This window comes from uncultured Salinibacterium sp., from assembly GCF_963974405.1.
Taxonomy (GTDB): Bacteria; Actinomycetota; Actinomycetes; order Actinomycetales; family Microbacteriaceae; genus Rhodoglobus.
In genome coordinates, this window is sequence record NZ_CAXBBH010000002.1 from 290,397 (window position 1) to 305,292 (window position 14,896).

Consider the following 14,896-nt stretch of genomic DNA (forward strand, 5'->3'; position numbering starts at 1 on the left):
TCATGACCGACAAGAACCCGTTAGCCGACGAACAGTCGGTGGGCCAAGAACTCAGTATTGAGCAGCGTGCGACCGTCGGACTCAGCCAAGGTGCGATCGTGCGTCGCCGCTTCTTGCAACACCGTGGCGCGGTCATCTCAGTATTTGTGTTGATTTTCCTCGTGCTTCTCGCGTTTACTTCGGTGGGCACTGTCATCGGCGGCACGGGCAAACTCACCCCCGATGCATCCTCGACTCGCCTGATTATTGACGGTTTCCGTATCCCCGGCTGGTGGAGTTCCACGTGGTGGGAACGCTATGACATCGTTCTGCCGGGCGGTGCCCCCACTTTCACGTGGTGGCCCTTCAGCTTCGGCGAGCACCCCTTCGGTCAAGACAACACAGGCAAGGATGTCTTCGCGCGAGTCATGCGCGGAATGCAGCAGTCACTCAACGTCGTCTTCATCGTCGGCATCATTTCGACCGTCATCGGCGTCGTACTCGGTGCGCTCGCAGGGTACTACCGCGGTTGGATCGATCAGCTCATCATGCGCATCACTGACGTCATCATCATCGTGCCGCTGCTCGTGCTCGGCGCCGTGCTGGGCCGCACGATCGGTGGTGATGCGTTCTTGCTGGCCGTCATGATCGGTCTCATCGCGTGGACCGGAATGGCGCGACTCGTGCGCGCCGAATTCTTGAGCCTGCGCGAGCGGGAGTTCGTTGATGCGGCGCGGGTTGCTGGTGCGAGTGACTTCCGCATCATCTTCCGCCATATCCTGCCGAACACCGTCGGCGTGATCGTCGTCAGCGCAACACTGCTGATGAGCGCGGTCATCCTCCTCGAGACGTCGCTGAGCTTCCTCGGATTCGGCATTACCCAGCCGGATATCTCCCTGGGGCAGATCATTAGCGAATACAACGAAGCGTTCAAGACTCGGCCCTGGCTGTTCTGGTGGCCCGGGCTGTTCATCGTGATTATTGCGCTGTGCATTAACTTCATCGGCGACGGATTGCGCGATGCATTCGACCCTCGGCAGAAGCGAGTTCCGCGTCAGCGCAGCCTCGGCTCCGAAATCACGACCTTCTTCAAGGCGTACATTCCCGGGGCGCGTCCCGGCGACGGAACGTCCAACAAATGAAGGCCGCGCAGCTAGACGAGCGTCGTGAGCGCGCCGAGCACAATCAGAGCAACGAAAGCCGCGATGGTGCGCCAGTGCCACGCAACTCGCAGCTTCGAGAACTCGCTCGTCGCGGCATCCAAATGACCGTCGTCTCGCAACTGTTCCCAGTGGCGGCGGATGACGAACGCGGCTTGGCCAGAATCCGACGTGATGAGATCGCCGGGTCGCACCGTGCCCGCCAAGTAACTCGATTCGGGCAAGTTCTTGCCATCTTGGCGAACGGCGCTGTACACGGAGTGACGGCCGGGAGCGGGTGCAGCCCACGCAGTAACCGTGCCATGCGCTGTCTCCAGAGTGAGCGCGTATTTGGTATCGATGCGGCGGATTTCAGGCCACGCGACGTCAACCGTGCGCAGCACATTGCGCAGGCTCACGCCGGACGCAGTGACGCGAACGTTAGGGCGCCAGAACATCGCCCACGTGAGCAGGCCGAGCAGTCCGAAGACGGGCGTGACCTGCAGGGCATCCAGCCATCGGCCCTGAAGAGCCGTGACTATAAGTCCTGCAGCAAAGGCAGCAATGACGACGATGGAAAGTACGCGCCCGAATCGCGAGTGCAGGGTGAAGTTTGGCGACACGGAACTATGTTCCCACGAGCACACCGCATCCAGGGTGAAGGGCGAAACTCCTGATGACTGAAACAGCAACTACCGCGACTACTACCAAGGTTCCGGCAATCGAGGTCACTGACCTTGGCGTCGACTTTTGGGTCGAAGGCGAATGGGTTACCGCGGCCAAGAATGTGAGCTATAGCCTGCAGGGAGGCGAAGTCCTCGCCATTGTGGGGGAGTCGGGTTCGGGCAAGAGCACGAGCGCGATGGGCTTGCTCGGGCTGCTCCCTGAGAATGGTCGCATTTCGGGCAGCGTCAAGCTCGCGGGTGAAGAACTCGTCGGGGCATCCCTGCACCGCTTGCGCCAGCTGCGAGGTGCGGGGATCGCGGTGATCTTCCAAGAGCCTATGACCGCACTCAACCCGGTCTATACGATCGGGTTCCAGATCATTGAGGCTCTTCAAGTGCACCACCCCGGCATGCTGCGAGTCGATGCGCGCAAGCGTGCCCTCGAGCTGCTGGCCATGGTCGAACTTCCCGACCCACAAAAAGCATTTGACTCGTACCCGCACCAGTTGTCTGGAGGGCAGCGCCAACGCGCAATGATCGCCCAGTCGATTTCGTGTGAGCCGCGCGTGCTCATCGCCGATGAGCCCACGACTGCTCTCGACGTCACGGTGCAGGCCGAGATTCTTGAACTCTTGCACCATTTGCGCTCCAAGCTCGACAGCGCGATCATCCTCATTACTCACGACATGGGTGTTGTCGCTGATCTCGCTGACCGCGTGATGGTCATGAAAGATGGCGAAGTTGTGGAGACTGGAACAGCAGATTCGCTGTTCGCGGGCGCCACGCATCCGTACACCCAGGCCCTGCTGGCTGCAGTGCCGCACCTCGGCGAAGCGGGCGACGCGTCAGCATCGAAAGATGACCGTGAGGTCGTTCTCACGATGTCGAGTGTCGCCATTGAATACCCGAAGCGCGGCCGCGTGCCCGCGTTCCGCGCTGCCGATGACATCAACCTCACTATTCGTCAGGGTGAAGTGCTCGGGCTTGTGGGGGAGTCTGGCTCGGGCAAGACCACGATTGGACGTGCCGTTGTTGGTTTGCTTCCCGCCGTCGAAGGAACCCTCGACATCGTCGGCACCAACATGGTGGGGATCAACAAGAATGATCTGCGCGCCGTGCGTCGCGATATCGGCATCGTCTTTCAAGACCCAGGTTCGTCACTAAACCCGCGTATGCCGATTGGTGAGAGCATCGGAGAACCGTTGCGCCTTGGTGGTGGCTTCAGTCGCAAAGATGAGGAAGCGCGCGTGAGCATGTTGCTCGACCGAGTGCAGCTTTCCGCCCACATGCGAAACCGCTACCCGCACGAGTTGTCTGGTGGTCAGCGCCAGCGAGTCGGAATTGCACGCGCTCTCGCGCTCAGCCCCAAATTGCTGGTCGCGGATGAGCCGACGTCAGCGCTTGACGTTTCGGTGCAGGCGAAAGTGCTTGAGCTCTTTCAGGAACTCCAGAAGGAACTCGGCTTTGCGTGCCTCTTCGTTACCCACGACCTTGCGGTCATTGACATTCTTGCCGATCGGATTGCTGTGATGCACCGCGGAAAAATTGTCGAGCAGGGAACGCGTGATCAGGTGCTGCGCAGTCCGAAAGAGGAATACACGCAGCGACTCATCGCCGCTGTTCCTCTGCCCGATCCAGAGGAACAGCGCCGACGTCGCAGCGTGCGCGAAGGACTCTTCTCTTAGCCGTCGGTGTCGGCCGGGGCAAGATCCCCGGCCCCACCGGTAGTTCCGCTGCCGTCAGAGAGCGACTTGATTTGTTCTGTGGTGAGCGGAGCCCACGGCGTGCCGTCGGGGTCTGATGAGAATGCGGCCGGGCTGTCGCCCTGGTTCCACCACTTTGCTTCGTAGGGAACACCGTCGAACAGAACGCGATCGCCTTCTTCGTACGCTGACGTTCCGTTCCAGTTGGAGTAGGTGCCTTCGGGAACCGTCGGTACTTTGACGGGAGTTTCACCATCGAGCACGGGGCCAACAAGTGTCCACGGGGTTTCCCACGAGTTGAGTACGGGGTTGTCTGGCACCTCGCCTCGCGTCCACCACTTGGCCTGATACACGTTGCGGTGCCACACGATCTTGGCGCCGGCAAGGTAGCTCGCGTCCTCCTGCCAGATGGCATAAGGGCTTGTTGCGGGGTCATCCACGAAGTCGGCGGGGTCAGCAGGTTCTTCTGTTGTGATGGTCTTTGCAGAGCTCGCGACGTGGCCGTCGTAGCCTTCAGCAAGAACGTCGGCGAAGAACAGATCGCCCTGAGCCACACCACTGCAGGCGTCGGAGACTCGCGTGACATCGGCATAGTTCGGGCCACACGTGGTGTCGCGGTTGAGCGACCACATCGACATGCGACCTGTGCCCTTTTCTAGCGCAAACTCGTTGAGCGCCACGGCGTCTTTCATGGTGAAGACTTCATCTTCGTTGTCGTTCTGGCCGATCATCGGGGTTGCCCCGAGCTTGGTCCAGATCGTAGCGTCGGTCAGTTCGATACCGGCTTGGTCGTAGAGCACACCGAGTTGACGGTGCGTCTCCTGGAGCGAACGAATGGATGCTGCTCCGCTCGTTTCGCCATCGGCCAAGCTCTCGCCGAAGTTCATCGTCATGATGTTGACGCCGGAGACGTCAACCCCAGCATCCAGCATTTGGGCGACGGCGGTTGTGCCGTCTTCCGTAAGGCCGAAGGTCGCAGCGGGAAGCGTGAGCCAGACAGCGAGATCCTCGCCGGCAGCCCGGCGCGACTCTTGCAAGCTGGCGATTGCAGCAGCGCGGCGCTCACCGGCGGCAGTATCGGTCAGGTTCTCGCCCTCAATGTCGAGGTCAATCGTCGTGGAGGCGTAGCGGTTGAGCACCGAATTGTAGGCGGCGACGAGAGCGTTGTGGTCGGTGCATCCGGTCGCGAGCTCGTCGTTGAGGAGCCCGCCGAACGAGATACCCACGTCGCCACCCTGCTGTTGCAGACGTGCGATGCGGCGGTCGAGGTCGAGGGAAACGGCGGCCTCATCCATCGTGTAGGCGGTGCCCCACGTGGGAGTGCATGCGCCATCCTTCGCCGCAACGATGAACGACAACATGACCTCTTTGCCGCTCTCCTTCGTGGCGGACTCGAACTCGTAGCTAGGAGTTGCAGTCACATCCACGTAGGCAGCGAACCAGGGGTCAGGCGCGGGATCCGCCTGATTGGATGCCCATGCTTGATAGGCGAAGAATCCTCCTGAAGCGACAGCGATCGCTACGACAATGGCCATGACTAGTCGCCGGAAGGAGAGTCTGTGGGTTGCGGAACTCATGATCGTACCTCTCTTGCTTCGTCTACGGGTGGGAGCATCTCGGCAAACACAATTGAGTCGCGCACCTTGGTGTGCACCCCGCTGTCATCGCCGTAGTACAGAACCGAGCGCCAGTCGAGGGTTGTCGGCTCAACGACGACGTTCTCCTTTTGCTTTGATTTCTTGCGGTCTCGCTCGACGAAGAGCGGGCGAGTGACGCCGAGCCAAATATCGACGACGGTATTCCAGATGCCGATGTACGACACGAGCGCGAGTCCAGCAAGAATCGTGTTGAACGCAGCAAAGGCGGCGTTTCCCCAGTTTTCGGCGTTAAGGTCGCGCCAGAACGTGAAGGCCGAGAATCCGATAATGATGAGCGGCGAGATGACGTACAGCAGCGGGGTCGCGGTGCGGTTACGCACCTTGGGAGTGCGTGCGAAGGGGATCTTTTTGCTAGTGATTGCCTGTTCGATTGACTTGATGACCCCGGCAAGGTTGACGGGAAGCAGAATCAGGTTGAAGCCATAAATGCGGAAGATGTCGGTGAACCGATAACCGCAATACCGAAGGTCGGCCCCCATCGACAAGAAGTAGGGAACCGCGGCCAAGAGCACGACTGGGCTCAAGAGTCGGCTGTCGTAGGGGTAAGCGAGCAAGAAGACGAGCCCGAAACTGGCCCAGGCGATCGACGTCATGTAGTTCACACGCAGGAAGAACTCAGTCCACTGAACGGTCTCGCCGCGAGCGCGACGTTCCCGCATTTGGCGCAAGAGCTTTGGCATGATCAACAGACCACCGTTGGCCCAGCGGCGACGCTGAACGACGAGCGAGCCGAAGTCGGGCGGAGTTGCGCTGTAGCTCAGGCGCTCGGGGTAGTTTACGAGCGTCCAACCGTGAGCGCCCAGGTCGATGCTGGATTCGGTGTCTTCGATGACCGTGCGGTCTTGAACGAAGCGCTTGACGGTGAAGCCGCCCACGGTTTCGGTCTCGACAATGTCATCCAGAGCAGCCTTGCGAATCACAGCATTGGCGCCTACCCAGAAGGTTGCGCCGTAATAGGACTTGCCCTGATGCAGGATGTGCTGCAGGTCGGTAGTGGCTCCCGCCAAACGTTCGATGCGCGTGCTGGCACCGCGGAAAGAGGAGTAGGGAGTCTGCGTGACAGCTACCCGCGCGTTGTCTGCCTGCTCAAGCAAGTAGACGAGACGGAGGCAGTAGTCGCGCAAGAGCAACGAGTCGGCGTCGAGCGTGAGGAGGTATTCAGAGTCGGGGATGGAGAGATCGCCAGCTTCAGGGCGGCTGACGGGACGCAGCACTGTTCCATCGGGAGTCTCTTCTGGACGGTAGTGGCCGCCCATGAGTCCGATGTACGCGTTGAGGTTCATCGCCTTGTTCGCCTCGTGTGACACGGACGCGTAGAGCTTGCGTTCGAAAGTGGAAAGCGTTGCATCGAAAGTGCGCGAGAGGCGGCGGTAGAGCTCGTGCAGGCGCGCCGTCGGAGGAACCATGTGCTCGTCGAGGGCAGCGCCGAGGGCGTCTGCCGTGAGCTGTAATTCGTCGGCGAGGCCCTGAAGGACCTGAGTGACGAAGAACTCATCAACGTGGTCGATACGCTGTTCGTTGTCGGCCTTCGTCTGTAACCATGCTGCGGCCCAACGGTACTCGTCGGCGAGAGCGTTCACTTCAGACAGCCCGAGCGGGCGGCCCTGTTCTAGGCGCCACTCAAACGAGGCAAGCGCGTCGCCAAAGCGTTTACGCGGAACCGAGAGCTCTGACTGAATCTGCTCCGTCAGCATCCGCGACTTCGCAAGCTGAGCTGCGGCATCCGGGTCTTTGGGGAAGGGCGGGTCGTCGAGCAAGAGCACGACGCGAAGGCTGGGGTACTCCTGAAGGCAGGCAGACCACAGAGTGGCGCGCACGACATCCGGCTCTTCACTGTAGCTAGGGACAAGAACCGTGATTGAGCCTTGGTTGTCGGCAAAGTGTCGGTCTAGTTCGGCCCGCGGCACTCGAGCATGAGCGCGAAAGCGCTGATAGGCGCCGTGGCGCGCGATCAGGTACATGAGCGCAGAGAACGTCAGGAACGTCACGACGATGAGATACGAAACGGCTTCTGCCGTGAAGCGGAAGCTTTCGGTGCCATTGTTGATGAACTGGCGCAGGATCGTATAGATCACGTACACCAGCCAAAACACAACTGTGGCGACAATCGAGAGACGTGCGAGCGCAATAGTTCGGTCGCTCGGAGCTGGGTGGACGGTGGGTAGCGGTTCGAGGCGCGATTCTGCGCCCCATTGGCGTCGCCGGGCAGGCGCAACCGTAGGATTTTTGGGCATGTTGGTTAGGTCCCCTAGTGCAAGATCGGCATCTTTCGGGTAGACGCCGGCGGGTAATCCTGCACCGCCCAGTATTTACACTGGGAGTTTCTTAAGCAACCCGATTCTATTACCTACAGAATTGGTCTACCCCGAGAATTAGGTCTAGTAAGCTGCGCAAATGCCGTGAATAAAGTGGTTCACCTAGGGAGGTATGGATGCCGCAGTCGATCGCGATCATCGGCGCTGGTCCCTCTGGATTAGCCGCCTCCCGGGCTCTCGCCAAGGCGGGTCTTTCGTACGTCGGTTTTGAGTCCGCCGACGGCGTTGGCGGACTCTGGAATATTGATAATCCGCGCAGCACAATGTACGAGTCTGCGCACCTCATCTCTTCGCGTACTACGACGGAGTTTCGAGAGCTGCCGATGACCACTGCGGCGGATTATCCGAGCCACCGCGAGCTTCGCAAATATTTCCAGGCGTACAGCGATCGCTACGATCTGGGAGAGAATTTTCGCTTCTCCACGACGGTCGACCGAGTCGAACCCGCTGACGGTGGCGGGTGGAACGTGACGAGTGTTCGTGAGGGAAGCGCACCAACCATCGAACACTTTGACAGTGTCGTGCTGGCCAATGGCACCCTCGCGCACCCCAATATTCCGCAGTTTGAGGGTGAATTCACGGGCGAGATCATCCATTCCGCCGACTACAAGAAAGCCACGGTCTTCGCGGGTAAACGAGTACTCGTGGTAGGGGCAGGAAACAGTGGATGCGACATCGCAGTCGATGCTGTGCACCATGCGGACAGTATCGATTTGAGCGTGCGGCGGGGCTACTATTTCGTTCCGCGATATCTGTTTGGCAAACCCGCGGACACATTCGACCAGGGGCGCCCGCTGCCAGCTCGCCTCAAACAATTTATCGACACCCGGCTACTGCAGATGTTTACGGGAGATCCCGTGAAGTTTGGCTTTCCTCGTGCCGATTACAAGATCTATGAATCGCACCCCATCGTGAACACTCTCGTGCTCGGACATCTGGGGCAAGGTGACTTGAAAATTGTGCCCGCGCCGAAACGTTTCGACGGAAACTCCGTGCATTTCACCGATGGCACGCACGCTGATTACGACCTCGTCGTTCTTGCGACGGGCTACACGCTTGCGTACCCCTTTTTGGGGCGGGAGCATTTAAATTGGTCTTCCTTGGCTCCAGAGCTCTATCTGAATATTTTCCCGCCGAGCTTCAACGGTCTATACGTGATCGGAATGATCGAGGCGAGTGGGATCGGGTGGCAGGGTCGTTATGAACAAGCTGAGTTGCTCGCCTCCTACCTTGTCGCTCAAGAAGAGACCCCGCGCGCCGCCGCGCATTTTCGCACGCTGGTTGAAGAACCGTGGCCCGACCTCACCGGCGGCTACAAGTATTTGGCCCTGGAACGTATGTCGTACTACGTCAACAAAGACGCCTATCGGCGCGCGGTGCGGCACGCTCGAGAGACCCTCACCCGTAAGGCCCGCGCCATTAAGGAACGGCCATGAATATCGATGATGCGCTGCTCAACTTCAGCCCGGGCTCGCTCGTCGCGCTCAGCGTGGTGCTCGGCCTCATCATGTTCGGTATCGCGCTCGACACGAGTCTGGAAGATTTTCGTGCCGTACTGAAAGCTCCTCGCGCTTTCGCAATTTCGCTGGTCGCGCAGCTCGTTCTCTTGCCTGCCGTCACCTTCGGGCTCACCCTGTTGCTGCAGGTCGGGCCGTCGATCGCTCTCGGGATGATCCTCGTCGCTTGCTGCCCGCCGGGGAACATTTCCCAAGTGCTCACCTACCGAGCGCGGGGCAACGTCGCCCTCTCGGTCTCGATGACTGCCGTCACCAATGTGATCTACATCGTTATGTTGCCGGTGAACCTGTCGCTGTGGGGTGGCTGGCACCCGACAGCATCCGCGATTCTCGAAAGTGTCAGCCTCAACGGTTGGCAAATGCTGCTCGAGATCGTACTGATTATTGGGTTGCCGTTTGCGCTAGGTTTTGCCATCAAGAATCGGTGGCCCGCCTTCGCTAAAAAAGTGCAGCCGACGGTGAAGTGGATCAGTTTGCTCGCCCTACTCGGGTTCATCATTGCGGCGCTCGCGGGCAACTTCCCGTTCTTCATCGCCTACGTTGGCGTTGTTCTGTTGGCTGTCTTTCTGCACGACGCCGTCGCGCTCGGACTCGGCTACGCCAGTGCGCGACTCGGCGGACTCGCCCTGTATGAAGCGAAAGCTGTCACTTTTGAGGTCGGGATTCGCAACGCCGGGCTCGGCCTTGGCCTCGTCTTTACCTTCTTTGGGGGGCTAGGCGGGATGGCCGTTGTTGCGGGATGGTGGGGCATCTGGGACATCATCGCGGGACTCGCACTCGCCACATGGTGGGGACGCCGTACGGCGCGCAGTGCCAAGAGCGGGACTGGGCGAGATTCCGGTCCCCCCGCGAATGAACCGGAGGTCAACGCATGAGTCGAGTACTAGTGACGGGCGGCAACGGATTTCTGGGTACCTTCGTGGTGGCGGGGTTGACAGCATCCGAATCGATTGAGTGTGTAGTGAGTGCGGATATTCGCCCGCCGAACCCCGGCGTGCGGTTGCCAGGGGTGCGCTATGAGCGAGTCGACGTCACGGATGCTGCGGGCTTGCCCGACTTGCTTCGCCGGCAGAACATCGACACCGTCGTTCACCTCGCGTCGATCGTGAACCCCAGCAGAAGCACGACCGTGAGTCAAGAATTTGCGGTGGATGTAGAGGGCTCGCGCGCAGTGTTCGCTGCCTGTGTTGAAGCCGGAGTCTCGCGAGTTGTTGTGTCCTCCAGCGGTGCAACCTATGGGTACCACGCGGATAACCCTGAATGGATTACGGAGAGCACGCCCTTGCGCGGCAATGACGATTTTCCGTATAGCCGCCACAAGCGCCTAGTCGAAGAAATGCTCGCCGATCTGCGCGTGACCGCCCCGCACATGTCTCAAACAATTTTTCGCATCGGCACCATTCTCGGACCAGGGTTAGAGAATCAGATCACAGCGCTCTGGAACTCTCGCCGGTTGCTCACGATCGCTGGCTCAGAGAGTCCCTTTGTGTTCGTGTGGGTCGACGATGTCGTCGCCGCCGTGGTCCGTGCGGCGACAGGAGGCCCTGCGGGTATCTACAACGTTGCCGGTGATGGCAAGGTCACGATTAAAGAGATCGCCCAAGCTCTTGGCAAGAAACAGTTGATTCTGCCAGCGTGGGCGCTCGCGGCCGCATTGTGGGTTAGCCACGCTCTGCGTCTCACGGCGCACGGCCCAGCTCAGGTAAATTTCTTGCGCTACCGACCGGTGCTCTCGAATACGGCTCTCAAGGAATCTTTCGGCTTTATCCCGAGCAAGACAAGCCGCGAAGCGTTGGACGCCTATCTTGAGGCACGCTCTCTCCAGTAGCTCATGACTGAGTGCCGAGAGGCGCAGAAGGGCTCCAGATGTACGGTGTCGTGCTTGTAATCTCGACGAATCCGCGGCGCTGGAGAATGGGGCTGCTCTCCGGTGATGCGTCGACCTGAAGAAAGCGCACGCCTCGTTGCTGAGCGCGCTGAGCTCGGGCCGCCGCGAGGGCACCGTAAATGCCTTTTCCTTGCCACGCCGGTGCGGTCGACCCGCCCCAGAGCCCGGCGAAGTCGCTGCCGGGAGTGAACTCTATTCGTGCTCCCGAGACGATTGTTCCTTCCGCCTCGGCGACGAAGAGCACTGTCAGTTCGGGGGCGGCGGCGAGCTGCGCTTCTAGTTGCTCAATGAGCCAGGAGAGGTCGTCATTCCAGACCTCGGAGAGCATCGTGCTCAAGCCGACGATGTCGTTGTGATCGTTGGTCTCGCGAATCACAACACCGGCAGGCAGTGGCCGCGCGACGAGGAGATCGCTCGTATGCCCGACGAGAACGGCCTCCTTTTCTTGCGCCTCAAATCCGGTACGTTCGAGGCGTTGAGGGATATCGGCGGGCAGGTCGTGAGCTCTGGTCTTCCACTCCACGGCTTCGCCTCGCGCCGCGAAGTGGTCGCGGTGCTTGGCTATCAGCGCATCGAGTTCGCCACCGCTGAGGCCGAGGTGTTGGGTGGTCTCGACGAACCCTTCGCCGCGCCCCGTGACGCGCATAACGCCGTCGGTGACCTCGAACGTGACCCCGGCGGGCGGATGCTCGGGCACGACGAGTCGCTGTTGGGAGTCGTAGAGCGCCAGAAGTTCGGCGGGAGAAGTCATGGCTTCACACTACGGTGGAGCGGAGCTCGAAGGCGCGCACGTCGCGACCACTGCGAATCTGTATACATTTCATGAAGAATTCGCCTTGATTTCTCCCTAAGCAAGCCTAGACTGAAGTTCTTGTATACAAATCACGGTGTGTGGCTCGCTACGCCGCACACTGCTCGCGATTCGAGGAGGTGCGTGTGGCGATACCTATGAGGGCAAGCGAACGCGCCTACCAAGCCCTCCGCGACGACATCGTCGAGTGGCGCCTCGCGCCAGGCACCATCCTTGGCGAGGTCGAGCAAGCTGCACGTCTCGGTGTTTCGCGCACTCCGCTACGCGAAGCCCTCTCTCGGCTCATGGCGGATGGGCTCGTGGCAAGCCAATCCGGTCGGGGACTCGTCGTTACTGACGTGTCGGTTGACAACATCCGTGAACTTTTTGATGTGCGCAAAGCACTCGAAGTGAAAGCGGTGCGCATCGCCGCCCGGCAGCACACCGGCAGGGCCTTCGCCGATCTTGAGCGTGAGTTCGCCACCGTTCCTGAATTGCTGGCGCGCGACGATGGCGATCGCAGCGCGTACTTCGATTTGGTGCGGCGCTTCGATAACGCAGTCGATGATGCGGTGCGCAACGACTACCTCACGGGGGCGCTCAATTCGTTGCGGACTCACCTCGTGCGCGTGCGCCGACTCGCGAAAGACAACCCGGAGCGCCTTGCCGCTGCCGCCCGCGAGCACCTCCTTATTGTGCAAGCGATCGTCGCTCACGATGCTGAACTTGCCGCTCATGCCACCCATGTCCATCTCCATTACGCGCTCACGAGCGCTCTAGCCATGGCCGCAGATTCTCCGCTGCGTGCCGCCAATTGAAAGGCTCCATAGTGAAAGACCACGCTCTCCGCGTTTACCGCAGCGACGAAAATCTCGCTCGCGAAGATCAGCTCGCCCACAAGATTGCCGCCATCGCTGCTGAACAGCTTGAACCAACGGATGCCGTGACCGACATGGTCATTAACCGTGTAATTGACAACGCTGCTGTTGCCACCGCATCCCTCACTCGTGCGCCGGTCGTTGCTGCTCGAGCGCAGGCCGAGCGTCACCCATACTCGCCCGGAGCCACCGTGTTCGGTTCCGACCTGCGCGTCAGCCCGGAGTGGGCGGCCTGGGCCAATGGTGTTGCCGTGCGCGAACTCGACTACCACGACACGTTCCTGGCGGCCGATTATTCGCACCCGGGCGACAACATCCCGCCGATTTTGGCTGTTGCTCAGCACACGGGTCGCACGGGTGCTGACCTGCTGCGCGGGATCGTTACGGGCTATGAGATTCAGATCGACCTCGTGAAGGCGATCTGCCTGCACAAGCACAAGATTGACCATGTTGCCCATCTCGGCCCGAGTGCGGCCGCCGGTATTGGAACCCTCCTCGGCCTCGACACCGAGACAATCTTCCAGGCCGTTGGCCAAGCGCTGCACACAACGACAGCCACGCGGCAGTCGCGCAAGGGTGAGATCTCCACCTGGAAGGCTCACGCCCCGGCATTCGCGGGCAAGATGGCCGTTGAAGCAGTCGACCGTGCCATGCGCGGCCAGACCAGCCCCACCCCGATTTATGAAGGTGAAGACGGCGTGATTGCGTGGATGCTCGACGGTCCAGACGCGCACTATGAGGTTCCGCTGCCCGAGCTGGGGGAGGCGCGCACCGCGATCCTCGACTCGTACACGAAGGAACACTCGGCCGAATATCAGGCGCAAGCGTGGATCGACCTCGCCCGCAAGCTGGGGCGCGAGCATCCGGAACTAGTGGAAGAGAACATCAACCGCATCGTGCTGCACACGAGTCACCACACGCACTACGTGATCGGCTCCGGGGCCAATGACCCGCAGAAGTACGACCCCAACGCGAGCCGTGAAACCCTCGACCACTCCATTCCCTATATCTTTACGGTTGCCCTGCAGGATCAGGAATGGCACCACGTCAACAGCTACGCCCCCGAGCGTGCCAACCGCCCAGACACCGTTGCGCTCTGGAAGCGCGTCACGACTCAAGAAGACGCCGAATGGACGCGTCGTTACCACTCGATCGATCCCGCCGAGAAGGCTTTCGGCGGTCGTGTCGAGATAGAGCTGACCGACGGCAGCCGCATTGTCGAAGAGATTGCTGTTGCTGACGCGCATCCGCTCGGTGCTCGACCCTTCGCCCGCGAACAGTACGTCACCAAGTTCCGCACCCTCGCGGATGGTGTGCTCGCGAGCGACGAAATCGAACGCTTCTTGGCTGCGGCCGAACGACTGCCGGAACTGTCGGCATCCGAACTGGGCGAGCTGACCGTGCGCGGCAACTTCCCCGCCACGACCGCCAAAGGAATCTTCTAATGCTGTACGCCCAGACCGATCCAGCGACCAAGCGTGCCCAGTTTCGCGAGCGTCTCGCGAGTGGCGAACTGCTGCGCGTGCCCGGTGCGTTCAACCCATTGAGCGCTCGCCTCATTCAAGACAAGGGCTTCGACGGTGTCTACATTTCGGGGGCCGTTATCAGTGCCGATTTGGGCTTGCCCGACATCGGCCTGACGACCCTCACTGAGGTGGCTGGTCGTTCGCAACAGATTTCGCGGATGACCGACCTCCCGTCGCTCGTTGACGCCGACACCGGTTTCGGCGAGCCGATGAATGTGGCTCGCACCGTGCAGACTCTTGAAGATGCGGGGGTCTCTGGCCTCCACATCGAAGATCAAGTCAATCCGAAGCGCTGCGGGCACCTCGACGGCAAAGCCGTTGTCGACACCGACACTGCCCTCAAGCGCATCCGAGCGGCTGCGGACGCGCGACGCGACCCGAACCTGCTGATCATGGCTCGCACCGACATCCGTGCCGTTGATGGTTTGGATGCTGCGATGGATCGCGCGAAGCAATTAGTTGACGCGGGTGCTGACGCAATCTTCCCCGAGGCGATGAAAGATCTCGGCGAGTTCGAGGCGATGCGCAAGGCGGTGGATGTTCCGATCCTCGCAAACATGACAGAGTTTGGTAAGAGCGAACTTTTCACCACAACGCAATTGAGCAATATCGGCGTAAACATTGTTATTTACCCTGTAACCCTGTTGCGTAGTGCAATGGGTGCAGCAGAGCGCACCCTCGATGCAATCAACGCCGACGGCACCCAGCAGTCTGCCGTGGCTGAGATGCAGACGAGGGCTCGCCTGTATGAACTGCTCGACTATGAGAGCTACAACTCTTTTGATTCGTCGGTGTTCAATTTCACTCTCGATGGCCACTACTAACTGAAGACTCACAC

The 14,896-nt window shown here is 60.4% G+C and carries 12 protein-coding genes; 8 read left to right on the top strand and 4 right to left on the bottom strand.

Going from position 1 to position 14,896, the window contains the following annotated elements; all coding sequences use genetic code 11:
- Positions 1-2 precede the first annotated feature (2 nt).
- Positions 3-1,121 (top strand): ABC transporter permease, encoded by a 1,119-nt coding sequence (locus AACZ26_RS09775; protein WP_339621140.1) that lies wholly within the window; start codon positions 3-5, stop codon positions 1,119-1,121.
- An 11-nt stretch (positions 1,122-1,132) separates the two neighbouring features.
- On the opposite strand, the gene AACZ26_RS09780 is transcribed toward AACZ26_RS09775, so the two are convergent.
- Complete coding sequence (locus AACZ26_RS09780) at positions 1,133-1,741, bottom strand: PH domain-containing protein (protein WP_339621142.1); 609 nt, start codon at positions 1,739-1,741, stop codon at positions 1,133-1,135.
- A gap of 53 nt (positions 1,742-1,794) precedes the next feature.
- Here AACZ26_RS09780 and AACZ26_RS09785 point away from each other — a divergent pair, with 53 nt between their 5' ends.
- Entirely contained in the window at positions 1,795-3,468 is a 1,674-nt protein-coding gene (locus tag AACZ26_RS09785; RefSeq protein ID WP_339621144.1) for an ABC transporter ATP-binding protein, read from the top strand.
- Here AACZ26_RS09785 and AACZ26_RS09790 read toward each other — a convergent pair.
- Both AACZ26_RS09790 and AACZ26_RS09795 read right to left on the bottom strand, forming a co-directional pair.
- Positions 3,465-5,063, bottom strand: coding sequence for a carbohydrate-binding protein (locus tag AACZ26_RS09790; RefSeq protein WP_339621146.1), 1,599 nt, complete (start codon positions 5,061-5,063; stop codon positions 3,465-3,467). The genes AACZ26_RS09785 and AACZ26_RS09790 overlap by 4 nt on opposite strands.
- Entirely contained in the window at positions 5,060-7,378 is a 2,319-nt protein-coding gene (locus AACZ26_RS09795; protein ID WP_339621148.1) for a glycosyltransferase family 2 protein, read from the bottom strand. Before AACZ26_RS09795 ends, AACZ26_RS09790 begins: the two co-directional genes overlap by 4 nt.
- Before the next feature lie 197 nt (positions 7,379-7,575).
- Between AACZ26_RS09795 and AACZ26_RS09800 the strand changes: the two genes are divergently transcribed.
- Genes AACZ26_RS09800 through AACZ26_RS09810 form a run of 3 tightly spaced genes read left to right on the top strand, consistent with a single transcriptional unit; the run spans position 7,576 to position 10,804 of the window.
- Complete coding sequence (locus AACZ26_RS09800) at positions 7,576-8,895, top strand: NAD(P)-binding domain-containing protein (protein WP_339621150.1); 1,320 nt, start codon at positions 7,576-7,578, stop codon at positions 8,893-8,895.
- Complete coding sequence (locus tag AACZ26_RS09805; RefSeq protein ID WP_339621152.1) at positions 8,892-9,851, top strand: bile acid:sodium symporter family protein; 960 nt, start codon at positions 8,892-8,894, stop codon at positions 9,849-9,851. The genes AACZ26_RS09800 and AACZ26_RS09805 overlap by 4 nt, the downstream gene beginning before the upstream one ends.
- The gene (locus AACZ26_RS09810; protein ID WP_339621154.1) at positions 9,848-10,804 is read left to right on the top strand and encodes an NAD-dependent epimerase/dehydratase family protein; all 957 of its coding nucleotides are present in this window, start codon (positions 9,848-9,850) and stop codon (positions 10,802-10,804) included. The genes AACZ26_RS09805 and AACZ26_RS09810 overlap by 4 nt, the downstream gene beginning before the upstream one ends.
- A 1-nt stretch (position 10,805) precedes the next feature.
- Here the strand turns inward: AACZ26_RS09810 and AACZ26_RS09815 are convergent, their stop codons facing one another.
- Positions 10,806-11,615 carry a GNAT family N-acetyltransferase gene (locus AACZ26_RS09815; protein WP_339621156.1) on the bottom strand — a complete coding sequence of 270 codons (810 nt, stop codon included), beginning with the start codon at positions 11,613-11,615 and terminating at the stop codon, positions 10,806-10,808.
- Between the two features lie 197 nt (positions 11,616-11,812).
- On the opposite strand from AACZ26_RS09815, the gene AACZ26_RS09820 reads away from it, so the two are divergent.
- From AACZ26_RS09820 to prpB, 3 genes are read left to right on the top strand one after another with little or no spacing between them, the layout of a single operon-like run.
- A complete protein-coding gene (locus AACZ26_RS09820; protein ID WP_339621158.1) occupies positions 11,813-12,472 on the top strand; it encodes a GntR family transcriptional regulator in 660 nt (219 codons plus the stop codon).
- 8 nt (positions 12,473-12,480) lie between these two features.
- Entirely contained in the window at positions 12,481-13,977 is a 1,497-nt protein-coding gene (locus tag AACZ26_RS09825) for an MmgE/PrpD family protein (protein WP_339621623.1), read from the top strand.
- Positions 13,977-14,882: a methylisocitrate lyase gene (gene prpB, locus AACZ26_RS09830; protein WP_339621160.1), complete on the top strand. Its 906-nt coding sequence runs from the start codon at positions 13,977-13,979 to the stop codon at positions 14,880-14,882. The genes AACZ26_RS09825 and prpB overlap by 1 nt, the downstream gene beginning before the upstream one ends.
- Positions 14,883-14,896 lie beyond the last annotated feature (14 nt).

Bases quoted from the DNA above. Each gene is read 5' to 3' on its own strand.
- AACZ26_RS09820 (WP_339621158.1), top strand. From the start codon at position 11,813: ATGAGGGCAAGCGAACGCGCCTACCAAGCCCTCCGCGACGACATCGTC.
- AACZ26_RS09810 (WP_339621154.1), top strand. From the start codon at position 9,848: ATGAGTCGAGTACTAGTGACGGGCGGCAACGGATTTCTGGGTACCTTC.
- AACZ26_RS09790 (WP_339621146.1), bottom strand. From the start codon at position 5,063: ATGAGTTCCGCAACCCACAGACTCTCCTTCCGGCGACTAGTCATGGCC.
- AACZ26_RS09795 (WP_339621148.1), bottom strand. From the start codon at position 7,378: ATGCCCAAAAATCCTACGGTTGCGCCTGCCCGGCGACGCCAATGGGGC.
- AACZ26_RS09805 (WP_339621152.1), top strand. From the start codon at position 8,892: ATGAATATCGATGATGCGCTGCTCAACTTCAGCCCGGGCTCGCTCGTC.
- AACZ26_RS09815 (WP_339621156.1), bottom strand. From the start codon at position 11,615: ATGACTTCTCCCGCCGAACTTCTGGCGCTCTACGACTCCCAACAGCGA.
- prpB (WP_339621160.1), top strand. From the start codon at position 13,977: ATGCTGTACGCCCAGACCGATCCAGCGACCAAGCGTGCCCAGTTTCGC.
- AACZ26_RS09800 (WP_339621150.1), top strand. From the start codon at position 7,576: ATGCCGCAGTCGATCGCGATCATCGGCGCTGGTCCCTCTGGATTAGCC.
- AACZ26_RS09785 (WP_339621144.1), top strand. From the start codon at position 1,795: ATGACTGAAACAGCAACTACCGCGACTACTACCAAGGTTCCGGCAATC.
- AACZ26_RS09775 (WP_339621140.1), top strand. From the start codon at position 3: ATGACCGACAAGAACCCGTTAGCCGACGAACAGTCGGTGGGCCAAGAA.